16 protein-coding genes and 2 pseudogenes are annotated in these 15860 nt (G+C 66.6%); 2 read left to right on the forward strand and 16 right to left on the reverse strand.

From position 1 onward, the window contains the following. On the forward strand, positions 1 to 336 hold a 336-nt coding region (locus AB4Y43_RS39245), incomplete at its 5' end, for a protein kinase (RefSeq protein WP_368730198.1). Here the strand turns inward: AB4Y43_RS39245 and hypE are convergent. The 16 genes and pseudogenes from hypE to AB4Y43_RS39325 form a co-directional block, all read right to left on the reverse strand. Beyond that, on the reverse strand, positions 261 to 1337 hold the full coding sequence (gene hypE, locus AB4Y43_RS39250; RefSeq protein WP_368618929.1) for a hydrogenase expression/formation protein HypE: 1077 nt from the start codon (positions 1335 to 1337) through the stop codon (positions 261 to 263). The two genes, AB4Y43_RS39245 and hypE, sit on opposite strands and share 76 nt — an antisense overlap. Continuing rightward, positions 1334 to 2470: a hydrogenase formation protein HypD gene (gene hypD / locus AB4Y43_RS39255; RefSeq protein WP_069269198.1), complete on the reverse strand. Its 1137-nt coding sequence runs from the start codon at positions 2468 to 2470 to the stop codon at positions 1334 to 1336. The genes hypE and hypD overlap by 4 nt, the downstream gene beginning before the upstream one ends. Beyond that, on the reverse strand, positions 2467 to 2733 hold the full coding sequence (locus tag AB4Y43_RS39260) for a HypC/HybG/HupF family hydrogenase formation chaperone (protein ID WP_069269199.1): 267 nt from the start codon (positions 2731 to 2733) through the stop codon (positions 2467 to 2469). The genes hypD and AB4Y43_RS39260 overlap by 4 nt, the downstream gene beginning before the upstream one ends. Before the next feature lie 3 nt (positions 2734 to 2736). Beyond that, the gene (locus tag AB4Y43_RS39265; RefSeq protein ID WP_368618930.1) at positions 2737 to 3906 is read right to left on the reverse strand and encodes a carbamoyltransferase HypF; all 1170 of its coding nucleotides are present in this window, start codon (positions 3904 to 3906) and stop codon (positions 2737 to 2739) included. Beyond that, positions 3903 to 4859, reverse strand: coding sequence for a hydrogenase nickel incorporation protein HypB (gene hypB / locus AB4Y43_RS39270; protein WP_069269201.1), 957 nt, complete (start codon positions 4857 to 4859; stop codon positions 3903 to 3905). Before hypB ends, AB4Y43_RS39265 begins: the two co-directional genes overlap by 4 nt. 31 nt (positions 4860 to 4890) lie before the next feature. Next, complete coding sequence (locus AB4Y43_RS39275) at positions 4891 to 5238, reverse strand: hydrogenase maturation nickel metallochaperone HypA (protein WP_069269202.1); 348 nt, start codon at positions 5236 to 5238, stop codon at positions 4891 to 4893. Then, positions 5226 to 6296: a hydrogenase maturation factor HoxV/HupK gene (locus AB4Y43_RS39280; RefSeq protein WP_069269203.1), complete on the reverse strand. Its 1071-nt coding sequence runs from the start codon at positions 6294 to 6296 to the stop codon at positions 5226 to 5228. Before AB4Y43_RS39280 ends, AB4Y43_RS39275 begins: the two co-directional genes overlap by 13 nt. Beyond that, entirely contained in the window at positions 6293 to 6820 is a 528-nt protein-coding gene (hybE, locus tag AB4Y43_RS39285; RefSeq protein ID WP_141710942.1) for a [NiFe]-hydrogenase assembly chaperone HybE, read from the reverse strand. The genes AB4Y43_RS39280 and hybE overlap by 4 nt, the downstream gene beginning before the upstream one ends. 14 nt (positions 6821 to 6834) lie before the next feature. Further along, positions 6835 to 7068, reverse strand: coding sequence for a rubredoxin (locus AB4Y43_RS39290; protein WP_069269204.1), 234 nt, complete (start codon positions 7066 to 7068; stop codon positions 6835 to 6837). Between the two features lie 2 nt (positions 7069 to 7070). After that, a complete protein-coding gene (locus tag AB4Y43_RS39295) occupies positions 7071 to 7931 on the reverse strand; it encodes a hydrogenase expression/formation protein (protein WP_342922267.1) in 861 nt (286 codons plus the stop codon). A 29-nt stretch (positions 7932 to 7960) separates the two neighbouring features. After that, the gene (locus tag AB4Y43_RS39300) at positions 7961 to 8773 is read right to left on the reverse strand and encodes a HypC/HybG/HupF family hydrogenase formation chaperone (RefSeq protein WP_368685330.1); all 813 of its coding nucleotides are present in this window, start codon (positions 8771 to 8773) and stop codon (positions 7961 to 7963) included. A gap of 8 nt (positions 8774 to 8781) precedes the next feature. Then, entirely contained in the window at positions 8782 to 9444 is a 663-nt protein-coding gene (locus AB4Y43_RS39305; protein ID WP_342952718.1) for a HyaD/HybD family hydrogenase maturation endopeptidase, read from the reverse strand. Positions 9445 to 9451: 7 nt separating this feature from the next. Then, entirely contained in the window at positions 9452 to 10162 is a 711-nt protein-coding gene (gene cybH / locus AB4Y43_RS39310) for a Ni/Fe-hydrogenase, b-type cytochrome subunit (protein ID WP_069269207.1), read from the reverse strand. A gap of 56 nt (positions 10163 to 10218) precedes the next feature. Then, positions 10219 to 12075 (reverse strand): nickel-dependent hydrogenase large subunit, encoded by a 1857-nt coding sequence (locus AB4Y43_RS39315; RefSeq protein ID WP_368618932.1) that lies wholly within the window; start codon positions 12073 to 12075, stop codon positions 10219 to 10221. A 67-nt stretch (positions 12076 to 12142) separates the two neighbouring features. Continuing rightward, positions 12143 to 13231, reverse strand: coding sequence for a hydrogenase small subunit (locus AB4Y43_RS39320; RefSeq protein WP_256095090.1), 1089 nt, complete (start codon positions 13229 to 13231; stop codon positions 12143 to 12145). A 213-nt stretch (positions 13232 to 13444) separates the two neighbouring features. Beyond that, positions 13445 to 14462, reverse strand: a pseudogene (locus AB4Y43_RS39325) (IS110 family transposase). A gap of 878 nt (positions 14463 to 15340) precedes the next feature. On the opposite strand from AB4Y43_RS39325, the pseudogene AB4Y43_RS39330 reads away from it, so the two are divergent. Further along, positions 15341 to 15529 (forward strand): annotated as a pseudogene (locus AB4Y43_RS39330) (IS110 family transposase); the annotation flags it as partial. Between the last annotated feature and the right edge of the window lie 331 nt (positions 15530 to 15860).

A 15860-nucleotide genomic window follows, 5' to 3' on the forward strand; every position in this document is an offset into this window, starting at 1 on the left:
GGCCACGTGCGGCTCACTGGCTTTGGCAGCGCCTCTCGACGCACGTATGAACGGCAATCGCCGGAACCGCCGGAAACGATCGTCGGTACCCTCGCCTATATGGCGCCTGAGCAGACTGGGCGGATGAGCCGCTCGATCGATTCGCGCAGCGACCTCTACGCATTCGGAGTCACGCTCTATCAGATGCTCACAGGGACCCTGCCGTTCACCGCGGCCGACCCGATGGAGTGGGTACATTGCCATGTTGCACGCAACCCGGATCAGCAGATCCGCGGCAGTTGCTCGCCCGAAAGCCAGTCGGCAATGCGCCGGCCACCGAATTTCGTCTCAATCTGAACGAAGCCATGCGCGTCCTCGACCACTTCGCCGATGCGCGCCGCCGCCACGCCCAACGGATGCGCGCGCATCGCCGCGAGCAGTTGCGGCGCGTCGCCGCTTGCGCAGATCGCGACCAACTTGCCTTCGTTGGCGACATAGAGCGGATCGAGGCCCAGCAGCTCACACGCCGCATCGACTTGCGGCAGCACGGGAATCGCGCGCTCCTGAATGCGCATCCCGACGCGCGACTGGCCGGCGATCTCGTTGAGGGTCGTGGCAAGCCCGCCGCGCGTGGGGTCGCGCAGCACGCGCACGCGAGGCGTGACGGCAAGCATGTCCGCCACGAGCGTGTGCAGCGCGGCGCTGTCCGAGCGGATCTGCGTTTCGAAGCCCAGGTCCTCGCGCTGCGACATGATCGCCACGCCATGTTCGCCGATCGTGCCCGAGAGCAGCACGACATCGCCGGGCCGCGCCTGCGAGCCGTCGATATGAATGCCCGCGGGCACGACGCCGATGCCGTTCGTGGTGATGAACACACCGTCGCCCTTGCCGCGCTCGACGACCTTGGTGTCGCCCGTCACGATCGGCACGCCGCACGCGTGCGACGCCGCGGCCATCGACTCGACGATGCGGCGAAGATCCGCCAGCGGGAAGCTCTCCTCCAGGATGAAGCTCGCGCTGAGATACGAAGGCCGCGCGCCCGCCATCGCGACGTCGTTGACGGTGCCGTGCACGGCGAGGCTGCCGATGTCGCCACCTGGAAAGAACAGTGGCGAGACGACGTGCGCGTCGGTGGCCATCACCATGCGCTCGCCTGGGCCTTGCGCAAGCGGCGCGAACGCGGCCTGGTCGTTGCCCTGGCGCAGCCATTCGTTGTCGAAGGCCGCGACGAACAGCTCGCGGATCAGTTGCGCCGACGCGCGGCCGCCCGCGCCGTGGCCCATGTCGATGCGGCCGTCGCGAAAGTTCAGGGGCCGCACGAAGGCGGGCTTGACCGAAGATGGGTGGGCTGGGCTCATGCTGCGACAACCGGAATATCCTTGAAACGACCATAAGAGTAATGCGCGGCGCACGCGCCTTCGCTCGACACCATGCACGAGCCGATCGGATTCTCGGGCGTGCAGACCGTGCCGAACAGCGTGCAGTCGCGCGGGTGCTTGAGACCGCGAAGGATCGCCCCGCACTCGCACTTGCGATGATCGGCGACGGGCCGGTAGACGAGTTCGTAGCGGCTTTCCGCGTCGTAGCGCGCGTACTTCGGGCGAATGCGCAGCGCGCTCGCCGGGACCTCGCCCAGGCCACGCCACTCGAACGACTCGCGCGTTTCGAACACGTCCTGCATTAGCGCCTGCGCGGCCGCATTGCCCGCGCGCGTGACGGCGCGTGCGAATTCGTTCTCCACCTCGGCGCGGCCGTCGTTGACCTGGCACACGAGCAAGAGGATCGCCTGCAACACGTCGAGCGGCTCGAACCCGGCGATCACGACCGGCTTGCGATACCCCTGCGCGAAGGCCTCGTAAGGCGCGGAGCCGATCACGATGCTCACGTGCGCGGGGCCGACGAAGCCGTCGAGCGGCACCGCGTTCGCGTCGACGGACGGCGCGGCGAGCAGCTGAGTGATGGCGGCGGGCGTGAGCACGTGGCAGCACAGCACGCTGAAGTTCTCCGCGCCGCTGGCCGCCGCCTCGCGCACGACGAGCGCGGTGGGCGGCGTGGTGGTCTCGAAGCCGATTGCGAAAAAGACCAACTCACGCTCGGGATGCTCGCGCGCGATGCGCAGCGCGTCGCGCGGCGAATACACCATGCGAATGTCCGCACCGCGCGCCTTGGCACGCTGGAGCGACAGGCCGTCCGAGGCCGGCACGCGCATCGTGTCGCCATAGGTGCAGAGGATCACGCCGCGTTCGAGCGCGAGGCGAATCGCCAGATCGATGCGCCCGATCGGCAGCACGCAAACCGGGCAGCCGGGACCGTGGATCATCCGCACGTTTTGAGGCAGGAGATCGGCCACGCCGTAGCGGGAAATCGCGTGCGTGTGACCGCCGCAGAACTCCATGAACTGGTAGCGGCGCTCGATCTGCGTCTGCGCCTGGATGCGCCCGGCAATGCGCGCGGCGAGTTCGCCGTCGCGGAATTCGTCGACGTATTTCATTGCGCGGCTCCGGGTTGCGCGATGGGCGCGTCATGCGCCTCGCCAAGCGACTGGGCGACTTCGCCGAACAGCGCGAGCGTGCGCTCGGCCTCTTCCGGGTCGATCACGCCCAGCGCGAAGCCGACATGCACGATCACGTAATCGCCCGGGCGCGCGTCTGGCACGAGCGCGAGCGAGACCGTCTTGCGCACGCCCCCGAGATCGACGACGGCCGTTTCGGCGTCAGACCATTCGATGAGCCGTGCGGGAATAGCTAAACACATGGGCTAACTCCTGATTCTTGGCGCAGTCGCGAGCATCGCGCGTAACTGCGGATCGTATGCGGCAACCCAAGCTTGGCCAAGCGCGAGGCCGGCGTCACCACAGGGTACTGTGCCGGGCATGTGGGTGCGCACCCCGCGCGTCGCGAGAGACGTGCGCAGATGCGCGGCGAGCAGCCGGTTTGCGAAGCAACCGCCGCCAAGGAGCACGGAGCGACCTTGCGCGGCGAGCGTGGCCCAGTGGGCGAGCGCCGCAGCCAGTGCGAGATGAAAGACGGCGGCGCCGCGCGCGGCTTCGCCCGCGTCCGCGAGCGTCAGCAACTCGGCGAGGAGCGGACGGAGGTCAAGCTCGCCGTTGTCCGTGACTTGCCACAGGTCCGCCACATTGGGGGCCTCGTGCGCGTCGAGGTAGCCGCTCGCGAGCCTTTCGAGTGCGATGGCCGCCTCGGCTTCGGCGCGCTGGCGCAGGCACACGCCGAGCAGTCCCGCCGCAGCGTCGAACCACCGTCCCGCGCCGGTGCTCGGCGGGCAATTGCGGCTGCGCGCGAGCATGACGCCGACCGTGCGCGCGGCGCTATCGCCCACGGCGGCCGCGAAGCGCTGGTCGATTTCGTCGCTCCGCCCGAGCGCGTGCAGGGCGGCGGCGGCCATGCGCCAAGGCTCGCGCGCCGCGACGTCGCCGCCGGGCAGCGCGAGCGGCGTGAGACTGCCCAGGCGCCGCCAGCCGGCGGGCGCCACTTCCAGCAGTTCGCCGCCCCAAGCGGCGCCGTCCGTGCCGAGACCCACGCCGTCGAGCGCGAGGCCGACAACGTGCTCGCTCAACCCGTGCTCGGCCGCGACCGCGCCGATGTGCGCGTGATGATGCTGAACGGCGACGGTCGGCACGCCGAGCCGCTCGCCCCATTCGAGCGCGACGCGCGTGCTGTAGAAGTCGGGATGCAGATCGTGCGCGATCGCGCGCACGGGCCGCCCCGCGCGCGCGGCGGCCTCGACGAGCGCGGCCACCGACGTATCGAGCGCCACGCAGTGCGCCGGGTCGTCGAGATTGCCGTGCAGCGGCGACCAGTGCACCTCGCCGCCGATGCACACGCACGCGGCGTTCTTCAGCCACGCGCCGGTGGCGAGCACCGTATGATCGCCGAGGGCATGCGGCAGGTGCTGCACATGCGCCGTCATACGGCGTCTCCGGCGCGCCGCTGCTCAGCGCGCAACGCCGCAAGCTCGCTCTCCAGCACGCCGATGCGCTCGACAATCGGGTCGCGCGCACGCGCGATCCAGTCGAGCCACGCATCGAGGCCTTCGCCGGTCGTGGCCGAGAGCCGGATCACTTCGATCGACGGATTCACGCGGCGCGCATACGCGATGCACTGCTCGACGTCGAACTGCACATAAGGGAGCAGGTCAATCTTGTTGACGATCATGAGGCGCGCGGCTGCGAACATGTCGGGATACTTGAGCGGCTTGTCCTCACCCTCCGTCACCGAGAGGATCGCGACCTTCGCCTCCTCGCCGAGATCCCACACCGCGGGGCAGACGAGATTGCCGACGTTCTCGATGAACAGCACGCTGCGCGGTGCGTGGGACGCGAGGGACGCGTGCTCGTGAGCATGGTCGTGCAGCGACAGCCGCCCGAAGGCCGCCGTGACCATCGCCGCGTCGAGATGGCAGCCCTTGCCCGTGTTCACCTGGATCGCGGGCGCACCGGCCGCGCGAATGCGCTCGGCGTCGTTCGCCGTCTGCTGGTCGCCCTCGATCACGCCGACGGGCAGACCCGGCATCCGCTCGCGCAGCGCGGCGATCGACGCGCACAGCAGCGTCGTTTTCCCCGAGCCCGGGCTCGACACGAGATTCAGCGCACGCACGTCGTGTGCCGCGAATTGCCGCCGGTTGGCGGCGGCATGGCGATTGTTCTCGCCCAGCACATCCTGCTCGAGCTTGATGGTGCGCCCTTGGTCGAGGCCGGGCACCGTCACGCCCGCTGGCCCGAGGCCGTAGTCCAGGTCTTGGCCCGATGCGCCCGGGTGGGCGTGGGAATGAGAGCCGGAGTGGCCGTGCGCCTGCGCGCCCTCGTGCCCCTGAGCGGCGTTTTGCCGATCGCCGGGGCTGTCGCACCCGCATACCACGCACATGTTGCTTCTCCTTGCGCTAATCCGATGATTGTCAGGCATCGTCGACTGTCAGGTCGACGATGCGCAGCTCCGTGCCGCCGTTCGGCTGGAGCCAGTAGCCGCCGCAGTGTGCGCAGGGGTCGCCGCGCACGGCCAGCGGCACGGTCGCGTTGCAGGTCATGCACCACGCGCTGCCCGATGGTTCCTCGACCTCGACGCGCGCGCCGGCAAGGCAAGTGCCAGTGGCGATTGCTTCGAGGGCGAAGCGCAGCGCCTCGACCTCGACGCCCGCGAGTCGCCCGACTTCGAGCCTCAGCACCTTCACGCGGACAAAGCGCTCGCGCTTGGCGGCCGCTTCGACCGATGCCAGCACGCCGCCGGCCAGGCTTACTTCATGCATATCGTCGGTTCCGCCCGGTCGAGCGCATAGGCGATACACGGATCGAACGCGCCCATCCACACGCCTGCGTGCGCGGCGAACGCTCCATCGCCGGGCGCGGGGTCGAGTCGCGACAAGGCTTGCGCGAGCGTGCCCTGGCGGTGAAAATTCCACTCGGTCGGCGCGACCACGCGGTAGTCCTCGATGCGCGCCGTATCGTCCGGCGCGAGTCGCACCCAATGGACCAGCACGCCGCGCGCCATCTCGCACCAGCCGAGCGCCTCACCGGGCGCGCACGTCAGCGCGCCAAAGCGCAGCGCACGCGCGCCGTCGGCCGCCGCTAGCCGCACCACGTCCGCGACGCGCGCGCCAAGCCGCAGCCAGGGCGTATCGTAGTCCAGCGCGCACGGATCGTCGCTACGCGTCCACACGCCGGTCTCCGCGGGCTGACCGCGTTGCAGGGGAGCGTGCGCGAAAGCCGGACTCCCGGCAATCGCTGTGGCCAGTTCGCTCAACCGCGCTTCGTCGATCACGAGTGGCCGCGGCGTGGCACGGGTCGTATCGGCGTATGGACGGCAGTCTGCCAGCAACCGGGCCGGGAACGTCTTGGCCCGCGCGCTCCAGGCGCTAAGGCAGCCACGCGGATCGTCCGCCCAGTGTGCGAGCCATTTGCACCCAGGCATGCCGAGAACATGCCGCTCCACCCAGTCGGGCGAGCCTGCCGCTTCGACATCGGGCAGCCTATGCGGCGCGGCGGCGGCAAGCCTCACGGGCCAGTCGGTCCAGATGCAGCGCAGCTGCACGGCGAGCGTTTCGCGCGTAAGCATCGAGGTATGAGCCGCTTTGACGGCATCCTCCCGCTCGTGCACCGCTGAGCCGCCCGCCGCGCCGACGGCAAGTTCCGCGCAGAGTCGGTGCGCGAGTCCGCACAGCGCGAACAGCGCCGAAAGCCGCGACGCGGCGGTTGCCGCCGGTTGCCCGCGCAGCAGCGTGGCGGCGAGCGGCGGGCGGCCGCCCGCGATGCTGTCCTGCCGGCCGGGGCGCACCCGGTATTGCCCGGCCAGCGTCGCCGCATTCATGCAGCGCTCCCGAACGCGCCCGGCCGCAACAGGAACGCGCGCCGCGACGCGCGCGGCGCAATGCCCGCTGGGTCGCCGTTCCCATCGCCCTTCGCGCCGACTTCCCCGCCGCGCAACTGCGCGAGGACGGCCTGCGCGGTGGCGACGGCGCTCTCCTGGCCGGCGAATTCGAACATTGGCGAAAAGAGCGAACAGCACGCATACGCGCCCACGCCTTGCACGTGCGCGCCGATCCATTCGACGTTGCCTACGCGCAAGCGTGCCTTGCCGCACGGCCGCGGACATGGCACCGAATCCTGCATCGCGCCGGGCGGCCTGAGGAGATTCATGGACCACGGCGTGATCAGCACGCCGAGCCAGGCACCTCGCGCCCCGGCCTCCCCGGGCATCGGCGCGAAGCCGATTGCCTCGACGGGCAAGGCGCGATTCACGACCGGCAGATCGCGCATCGCACCGTTGGCGACCGTCTCGAAGTGCGCGACCAGCGCCGCCACCCGTGGCTCGCCGCGCGGGGTGTCTCGCACGATGGCGCGCGCGGTCAAGCCGCGTCCCCCACCACCATGAACTGGTCCGCCGCGCCGTCGCAAACGGGGCAGCGCCAGTGCGCGGGAAGCGCCGCGAACGGCACGTGGGGCGGAATCTGCCAGACCGGGTCGCCTTGTTCGGGATCGTAGATCCACCAGCAGATCTTGCATTCGAGGCGCGTATGAGCCGCGATGCGGCTGCTATCGCCGAGATAGCTGCCCTCGAATTGCATCATGCGATCGTTCATCGTCACGCTTCGCCTACCCACTCGATCAACTGGGCAAGGCGCTCGCACGAATCGGCGATGTCTTCCGGCGCGGCGCGCACGACCTCCGGCAGATCGGTGATCTCGATCGTGTTCAGGATCAGCGTATCCTGCGAGTTGAAATACGCAACGCGCCAGCAGTTTGCGATCGCCGTGCTGCCCACGCGGCAATTTCCGTAGCCGCGCGCGAGCACCTGCACGGAGCCCTCGCCCAGCATGGCGTCGATCAGTTGTTCATCCCCCGGCGACAACGGCAGGAGCGTCAAATTGACGACATGGGGCGCGTCCCCGGCACGCCAGCGCGCAACATGATCGCGCGCCTCGCTCAGGACCGACGGCGCGTTCATCACGCCCGGTGGCAACGACCCCGGCAACGGCGCCATCGGCTGCGTCCCCTCTGCGGGCCGCGCGAGGAGCGCCGGTGCTGCACCGATTTCGAGGCGGTCGGCCGCGCTCGCGCCACCGGGCTCGACCACGCGCCACAGCCCGGTTAACACCGTCTCCTGGATCAGGACGCTGCACCGCTGCGCATTGTCGATGCGCGCGCTGACCTCGCCCTCGCCCAACACGTCGTTGAGAATGCGCAGCGCCACCGCGTCGCAGGTCGTCAGGTCGATCGCTTCGGGCGGCGTGCCGGGTTCGTATGCCGCCAGCACGCGCAGTACATCGCGCAGCACGCCGCGCGCGGCGTCGAGCGCCCGCGCGTCGGCGCGCTCGGGCAGCGGCGGCGCTACATAGGTGCGCATGCCTTGCGGCATCGGCAGATAGTCGAGCACCGCATCGCCCTCGTCCTGGCTGCCGTGGCCGAATGGCACGACGGGAACGGGAAACGGAGTCATGGACATGGTTGGCAATCCCGATGATTGATCGATGTTCAATCGACGCTTGGTAACGGATAGTGACAATCCGCCGAAGCGCCGGCGGCGTTGACGGGAATGCCGACCGAAGGCACCCGCGTAGTCGGCTGCGCGAGCGCATGGGCGACGTTGGCCACGTAATCGTCCCAGTCCATCATGCCCGCGAGCGTCGTGACATAGCCGCCGTCGCGCAGCCACAGCAATGCGGGCCAGCGCTGAGAGCCGACGCGGCGCACGATCGCGTCCTCGCCTTCGCGCGTCGCCACAGCCACGCGCAATGGGCGGCCAAAGCGGCCCTCCGCGAGGCGCGCGAGTTCGGGCAGCACCACGGCCACGTCGAGGGATTCGGGAAAGCGCACCGGGTCGCCCGCAAGCAGCACGACGCATTCGCCGCTATCCGCCAGCCAGTCGTCGAGTGTGCGTTCGTCCACGAACTCGGCGTGTCCGTCGTCGATCAGCCGCTGCACCACGGGCGCCACCTCATGCGCGGCGCCGCCCGTATTTGTCACGTCGATTCCTTGGTGGACCGGTGAGTGCCGCGCGCCGCCAGTCAGCCGGATCAGGTCGTCCACGCCGAGCGCGGACGGCAATTCAAAATGCGCGCTCGCGCGGGCCATGGCGGCATCGCCCGCCAGCGCCCGCTCGACAAGCGAGAGCGTCGCGTCGATCTCCGCCGCGCGCGTCGCGTCGAGCTTCTCGCGCGCCGCGTCCAGAAAGACCAGCAGCCATTCACCGGCGCTGCACGGGCCAACCAGCGACGTGTCGATGCGGCGGCGCTCGCAGCGCCCGTCGCAGGACGCCTGCAAGCCCTGCACCTCGATTACCCGCATCGGCACGCCTACGCACACGACGGCGGCTCCTCGCGGCGCGTGCGCAGCAGCACGCGCTCGTCGCCGGTGCGGCACGCATCGGCTTCGCTCGGCCGCTCGCCTTCGTAGCGCGCGAGCGCGAGATGCGGCAGCGTGACCGCCTCGTCGGCGCGCAGCGGGGTGCGGCGCGGCGAGGGTTCACCGCACCATGCGGCAAGGCGCTCGACGCCCAGTTCGAGCGCGCGCTCCAGCGACGCCTTCATGGCGGGCCGCAAGCTGCCGCCGTAATCGTCCACTTCGTCGGGCTGGCAGCCGACCAGCAGCACGCGGCGCGGATACCGGCCGGTCAGGCGCGCGAGCATCAGCACCTCCTGGAAGCCGGTCTGGTGCAGGCTCATCTTGCGCACCCCGAGAAACGCCGGAACGTCGTCATCCTCAACGATCTTCAGCGTGCCGGGCGCGAGACCGTAATCGACCGCGTCGAAAATCAACAGGCTGTCGGCGGCCTGGACGTACTGGACCAGATACAGCCCTTGCGTGCCGCCGTCCATGAGGCTCACGTGCGGGGCGAATTCGAAGCGCTGCTGGAGCGCCTCGATGCAGCGCACGCCAAAGCCCTCGTCGGCCCACAGCACGTTGCCGATGCCGAGCACGACGATGGCGGGCGCGCCGCTTTGCGGGGAAGTCAGCATCGCGGCCTCACTTCTTGAACGTGCGGTGGCCCGAGATCATCGAGCCGACCACGCTCTGGCGGCCCATGATGTCCTCGCGAATCGCCGCATAGACATGCAGGATCACGAAGATCATGATCGCCCACATGCCGAGGTGATGCGTGGTGTGCACGCCTTGCGACTGGCCGAACAGCGGACGCACCCAGCCAAACGCAATCTGCTGCCACGAACCCGCCTGCGCGCCTTCGCCGTACAGCGCGAAGCCGGTCACGATCATGAACAGGGAGACCAGTAGGAACACGAAGAACATTGCGAGTCGCGACAACGGATTGTGCCCGCTGAACTGGCACGGCGTGGGCCCGACAAACGCGTAGTAACGCAGCATGGCGAACATGGCGAGCCAGTACTCGCGCGAGAACACCGGCACCCAGAACATCTCGCGCGCATGGTGATTGCCGACAATGGCCCAATAAGCGCGGCCCGCGAGTCCGATGGCGAACAGGTAGGCGGCGGTGAAATGCGCGAAGCGGATATAGCCCATCAGTAAATGCGCGCTTGCCTCGCCGGGCTGCGTGGGAAGCGGCGAGCCGATCAGGTAGCCGGTCACCGCGAGCACCACGATCGATGCCGCGTTGATCCAGTGCCAGACGCGCACCGGCGCTTCGTACACGTAAATCGCCTCGGCGGGCGGAACGGTGTCGCGCGCCTCTTCGCGTCGGGAATACGATTGCATCGTCATCATCCTTTCTTGGCCGCCACTGCGTCGGCGAGCGCAGGCGTCGCAGCGGCCTAGTGTTAGCGCACGGTCACGGCGGTCATTTCAGCGCCGTCCTCGCTCATCACGTGCGTCGAGCACGCCATGCAAGGATCGAACGAATGCAGCGAGCGCAGGATCTCGACAGGCTGCTCGGGGTTCGCAATGGGCGTGTTCATGAGGCTCGCCTCGAATGCGCCGATCTGCCCTTTAGCGTCGCGTGGGCCGCCGTTCCAGGTGCTCGGCACGACGCACTGGTAATTCTCGATGCGGCCATCCTTGATCCTGATCCAGTGGCCGAGCGCGCCGCGCGGCGCGGCGACCGCGCCCACGCCCTTCGCTTCGGCGGGCCACATCGACGGGTCCCACTTGTCGACGTTCGCGGTCGAGGTGTCGCCGTTGCGGATGTTGTCGATGAGGCTTTGCCAGTCGTCCGCCATCATCTCGGCGCAATACTCCGCTTCGAGCGCGCGGGCGAGCGTGCGGCCGATGGTGGTCGGCAACAGTTGTTTCGCGCCGTGCGAGGTTTCGGGCAAGCCGAGCAGCTTCGGCATGCCTTGGTTCACGGCGACGAGCGAGGTTTCGATCTGCTCCTTCGTGCGCCCGCAATGCGCATTGCCCTGCTGCGCGTGCGCGTAGCCCAGGATGTAGCGCGCGAGCGGTCCGACCTCCATTGCGTGCCCGCGCCAGCGCGGCGACTTGACCCACGAGTATTTCGCGCTCTCGTCGATCGACTCGATCGCGGTGCGCGTGCCCTTCGTGTTGGGCCCCAGTTCGTAATGCGGCTCGGTAATCCCGTCCCAGGGATGCAGCCCGCGGTCGTTGTCCGGGTATTGATACCAGGAGTGCGCAACGAACTCCTGCACTTGCTCGGGGTCGCGCGGATCGACCGGCAGGATCGTGTTCCAGTCGCCGTTGAGGATCGCGCCGCCCGGCATCTGGTTGGTGGATGGGTTGTAGTTGACGAGCGGATACGCGCCGTAGTCCATCACGTTGGTCGCGGCGAGGCCGCCGCCATACAGCCAGCCGCGCGCCTTGTAGATCGTGCCGATTGCAAGCAGATCGGGCACGTAGACGTTGCGACAGAACGTGATCGCTTCGTCGATGAGCGACTTGACGAAGTTCAGGCGCTCCATGTTAATCGGTGCACCGGCGGCGAGATCGCCGTCGATATTGATCGCGCACGGCACGCCGCCCACTAGGTAGTTCGGGTGCGGATTCTTGCCGCCGAAGATCGTATGAATCTTGACCCACTCCTTTTGCAGGTCGAGCGCTTCGAGGTAGTGTGTGACGGCCATCAGGTTAGCTTCCGGCGGCAGCACGTAGGCGGGGTTGCCCCAGTAGCCGTTCATGAATGGCCCGAGCTGGCCGCTTTCAACGAACTTGCGCAGGCGCGTCTGCACGTCGCGGAAATAGCCCCGCGACGACATCGGATGCACGGGCGAGACGCGTTGCTGCAACTCGGACGTGGGCTTGGGGTCGGCCTTCAGCGCCGATACCACATCGACCCAGTCGAGCGCGTGCAGGTGGTAGAAGTGCACCACGTGGTCGTGCACCTGCAATGTCTTCGCCATGATTTCGCGGATCAGGTGCGCGTTCGGCGGAATGCGGATGTCGAGCGCGTCCTCGACGGCGCGCACGGAGGCGAGTGCGTGACATCCCGTGCACACGCCGCAAATGCGCTCGACGAATGCCCACGCGTCGCGCGGATCGCGCCCCTTGAGAATGACTTCGAGCCCGCGCCACATGGTGCCGGTGGAGACGGCGTTGCGGATCACGTTGTTCGAATCGACATTGACCTCGACGCGCATGTGGCCTTCGATGCGCGTGACCGGATCGACGACGATGCGCCGCCCGCTGTTGTCGAGCTGAAACCCCTGGGTGGAAATGGCTGTCATGCTTGTTTTTTCCTGTATTGCTTCCTATGCTTGTCGGCGGCGCCCCCGCGCGGGGCGCTAGATGCGGCTATCGGCCGTCGCGGTCTTGCCTCGCGTCGCGCTTCGATTTGGCGCGCTGAATCGCCGAAGCGGCCGCATGCGCCGCGGCAGCGGCGCCCACCACGACGGCCGCGGTGCCACCAATTTTGTCGGCGTTCGCTTCGACGCCGAACTGGTTGATCTGGGTGAGCCGGTCGTAGAAGGAGCCCTTGTCCCAGAAGCCGTCCTCGGAGCAGCCGATGCAGCCGTGGCCCGCCTGAATGGGGAAGCTCGTGCCGCCGTTCCAGCGCACGGTCGAGCAGGCGTTGTAGGTCGTCGGGCCCTTGCAGCCGACCTTGTAGAGGCAGTAGCCGCGCCGTGCCGCATCGTCGTCCCACGACTCGACGAACTGGCCAGCGTCGAAATGGGGACGGCGGTAGCACTTGTCGTGAATGCGCTGGCTGTAGAACAGCTTCGGGCGCCCCTGGCGGTCCAGCTCCGGCATGCGGTCGAACGTGAGCATGTAGGTCATCACGCCCGTCATCACCTCGGCGATCGGCGGGCAGCCGGGCACCTTGATGATCGGCTTGTCGGTGATGACCTTATGGATCGGCACCGCCCGCGTCGGGTTCGGCTTCGCCGCCTGCACGCAGCCCCACGACGCGCACGAGCCCCACGAGATCACGGCCTTCGCGTCCTTCGACACACGGCGCAACTGATCGATGAACGGCTTGCCGCCGATAATGCAGCTCATGCCGTCCTGGTTCAGCGGCGGATTGCCTTCGACCGCGAGGATGTAGTTGCCGCGGTACTTCGTCATCACTTCTTCGAGGATCGCCTCGGCCTGATGCCCCGCGGAAGCCATCAACAGGTCGTCGTAGTCGAGCGAGATCATCGAGAGCACGACGTCCTTCGCCAGCGGGTGCGCCGAACGGATGAACGACTCCGAGCAGCACGTGCATTCGAGCCCATGCTGCCAGAGCACCGGCGTGCGCGGCTTGGTCTCCATCGCGTGGGCGATCTTCACCATGAATGCGGGGCCGAGACCGAGCGACGTCGCCGTCAGCGAGCAGAATTTGAGGAAGCTGCGGCGCGAAATCCCTTGACGTCGCATGACTTCATAAAACGTTTCGATCACTGTGTGGTTCCTTGATGGCCATCGGGTCAGCGACGCCGACATGCGGTTGCGTCTCGGGGCGCCCATTGTCGGCGTTTAGCGTTCTCAAATACAAGATTCGTGCCAGCTTCGTGCGCACCCGGTCCAAACCGGCCTCAGACATGGCGTTGATCTAGATATGCCGTTCACGTCATCAATTTTCAGTCGTCGCAAAACCAGTTGGGGGTCGCCTTCTTAGCACGTCCAGCTTCTCTGGCAACGAGCCTCAAACACCGTGTGGTTAGTGGTTATTGCCCACGCAGTACGCGCCAGTTTGTTGGCAAGCGCGCAAGCACGACATTCGAGTGTCGCCTTGTCATCATTGATCGCACCCAGTCGGCCAGACGACCCGTTTGCTTATCGAGCCGGATCATGTAGGCGCGCACGAGTAACCGACGGATGTTTTTGTCGCCGCGACGACTGATGCCGAGCAGGTTATTTCGGCCGCCCGTACCGTGTTGCCGTGGTACGAGTCCAATCGCCGCCGCGAAATCACGACCACATCGGTACTGCTTGCCGTCACCCATTTCTGAGGACAACACACTTGCCGTGATGACGCCAATGCCGGGAATGGTCATCAGCCGTTGACCAACCTCATCGTCCGAGACTTGGCGCGCGATGTCTCTTTCGAACTGACCAATCTGCTCTTCGAGATACTTAACGTGAAGACGCAAACGCTCAATGATCGCTACGAGCTTTGGCGGCAACGGATGCTCCGCAAGGACAGCCGGTAGACGCCTGATCGTTGCAGATCCAATGGGCAAGCTAACGCCGAACTCGAGCAGGAACCCATGTATCTGGTTGACGGCCTTGGTACGATCCCTGACCAGCGATTCACGAACACGATGCAGCGTCGAAAGCGTTTGCTGGGATTCAGTCTTCGGTGTCACAAATGCATCGCTGGTCGGCAAGCGGCCTCACAGATAGCTTCTGCGTCGACGAAATCATTCTTGTTCGATTTGACGAACGGGCGCACGAATTGCGGCGAGATCAGCTTGACGTTATGGCCGAAAGAGGCGAGTAGGCGAGCAGTATGATGAGCGCCGGCGCAAGTCTCCATTGCCTCGGTGCACGGGTGAAACGTGGAGAAGAACTCAACCAGCTGCTTCCGGCTCAACTTCTTGCGGAACACGGCTTTCCCACGTTTGTCCTGCCCATGCAAGTGGAATCTGTGTTTGCCGAGATCTATTCCAACCAGCGTCACCGTGTCCATGATGGTATCCAAACGGTTTGGGATTTCGAAAGCTTACGCGCTCGAGGGGGCAGGAGGGACCATCCCATTAGTGTCACAACTTCGACGGTAAATGTGTCATCAACAACCACACCCGTCGCGGGGAAATCAACAAGATTCCGGATGAAATCCGTAGCTTGGCGCCTGCGAACTGAAAGTGTCACCTGAGAAACCGCGCGAACTGTCACCAAGGTGGTCCGGCCGCGGTGGTGCCGATAAGCGCCCCTTTCCTGGCCGCAAGGTAGCGCAATGCAAACTCTTGTTATTGGATGTTGAAGCGATCCGGGGCAAGCCGCCCGACGAGCCCCGCGCGCATCGCCATGAACACGCGCTGGCTCTATTCGATCGACTCCATGCGCGACTCACAACCGCGCTGGAAATGCTCTCGCACAAACCGACACCAGGACTACCCCTGCACCTTTAGAACCATGACCCCGAGCATTTCCGCCCGCTTGCTCGCATCCTCAGGCGTTGCGCAACAGTCAATCCAGAAGTCGGTTCCTTCCACGCGAATCGCATAGGGCGGCACATCGTCACGGCATTCGTCCTGTCTTTAAATGACCACTTGAGCAGAACCTTCTAGGTAGGGGTAATCGAATGAAAGATCCTATGAAGCCTGGCCGCCTCGACAACCTGGTCGACGCCTAAAATATGTGCGTCGACCCAGGCCGATTGGAGAGAATCATGCGCGCAGAACCAGCGTACACAACGGTTACAGAGCAAATCGTGCTTGCGGTGTCGCTTGAGCTTGCCGCGGCCAAATGGAAGGTCGCGCTACACGACGGGCAGCGTTGTCGGCCATCTGTGCATCTGTGACCGAGCGAGACGCTGCGGGGCGGCTGCAGGCCGTGCTGGACCTCATCGAGCGGCACAAGGCCACGTGGATTCTGGCGCCGGATGTGCGTGTCGTCGTCAGCTACGAAGCCGGCCCGGATGCGTTCTGGATCTATCGCACGCTGCGGGCTCGCGGGATCGAGTGTCATGTGATCGATCCCGCGAGCATCCCTGTTGAGCGCCATAAGAGGCGCGCGAAGACCGACAGGCTCGACGCCATCAAGCTGGTGATCAACCTGCGCGCATGGCTGCGTGCCGCCCGCCCCCGCGCTGCCGACCTCGGCTGGCAGCGCGTTCTTCATGTAGCCGGTCGCGGCAGGAACCGCCGGCGTCCTGAAGTCCGGACCGACCGCGCAGCCTGCGAGCGCAAAGGCCAGCACTGTCGCCGCCCCGCATTTCCCGTAGGGGTGGTTGAATGTGAGAGGTGGCGTCGCTTGTTCGGACAGGGTCCCGAGATTTTAAGTGGAGCGTCCGGGGCGATCATGCTGCCGATTTGATCGCTGGCAGCGTCGCGAAGTATGCCTCATCGGGCGTCTGATCCGCCAG

This window comes from Paraburkholderia sp. BR10872 (assembly GCF_040965835.1).
Lineage (GTDB): Bacteria > Pseudomonadota > Gammaproteobacteria > Burkholderiales > Burkholderiaceae > Paraburkholderia > Paraburkholderia nodosa_A.

Coding starts and splice junctions, on each gene's coding strand:
- hypE (WP_368618929.1), bottom strand. CDS start 1,337: ATGAGCCCAGCCCACCCATCTTCGGTCAAGCCCGCCTTCGTGCGGCCC.
- hypD (WP_069269198.1), bottom strand. CDS start 2,470: ATGAAATACGTCGACGAATTCCGCGACGGCGAACTCGCCGCGCGCATT.
- AB4Y43_RS39260 (WP_069269199.1), bottom strand. CDS start 2,733: ATGTGTTTAGCTATTCCCGCACGGCTCATCGAATGGTCTGACGCCGAA.
- AB4Y43_RS39265 (WP_368618930.1), bottom strand. CDS start 3,906: ATGACGGCGCATGTGCAGCACCTGCCGCATGCCCTCGGCGATCATACG.
- hypB (WP_069269201.1), bottom strand. CDS start 4,859: ATGTGCGTGGTATGCGGGTGCGACAGCCCCGGCGATCGGCAAAACGCC.
- AB4Y43_RS39275 (WP_069269202.1), bottom strand. CDS start 5,238: ATGCATGAAGTAAGCCTGGCCGGCGGCGTGCTGGCATCGGTCGAAGCG.
- AB4Y43_RS39280 (WP_069269203.1), bottom strand. CDS start 6,296: ATGAATGCGGCGACGCTGGCCGGGCAATACCGGGTGCGCCCCGGCCGG.
- AB4Y43_RS39290 (WP_069269204.1), bottom strand. CDS start 7,068: ATGAACGATCGCATGATGCAATTCGAGGGCAGCTATCTCGGCGATAGC.
- AB4Y43_RS39295 (WP_342922267.1), bottom strand. CDS start 7,931: ATGTCCATGACTCCGTTTCCCGTTCCCGTCGTGCCATTCGGCCACGGC.
- AB4Y43_RS39300 (WP_368685330.1), bottom strand. CDS start 8,773: ATGCGGGTAATCGAGGTGCAGGGCTTGCAGGCGTCCTGCGACGGGCGC.
- AB4Y43_RS39305 (WP_342952718.1), bottom strand. CDS start 9,444: ATGCTGACTTCCCCGCAAAGCGGCGCGCCCGCCATCGTCGTGCTCGGC.
- cybH (WP_069269207.1), bottom strand. CDS start 10,162: ATGACGATGCAATCGTATTCCCGACGCGAAGAGGCGCGCGACACCGTT.
- AB4Y43_RS39315 (WP_368618932.1), bottom strand. CDS start 12,075: ATGACAGCCATTTCCACCCAGGGGTTTCAGCTCGACAACAGCGGGCGG.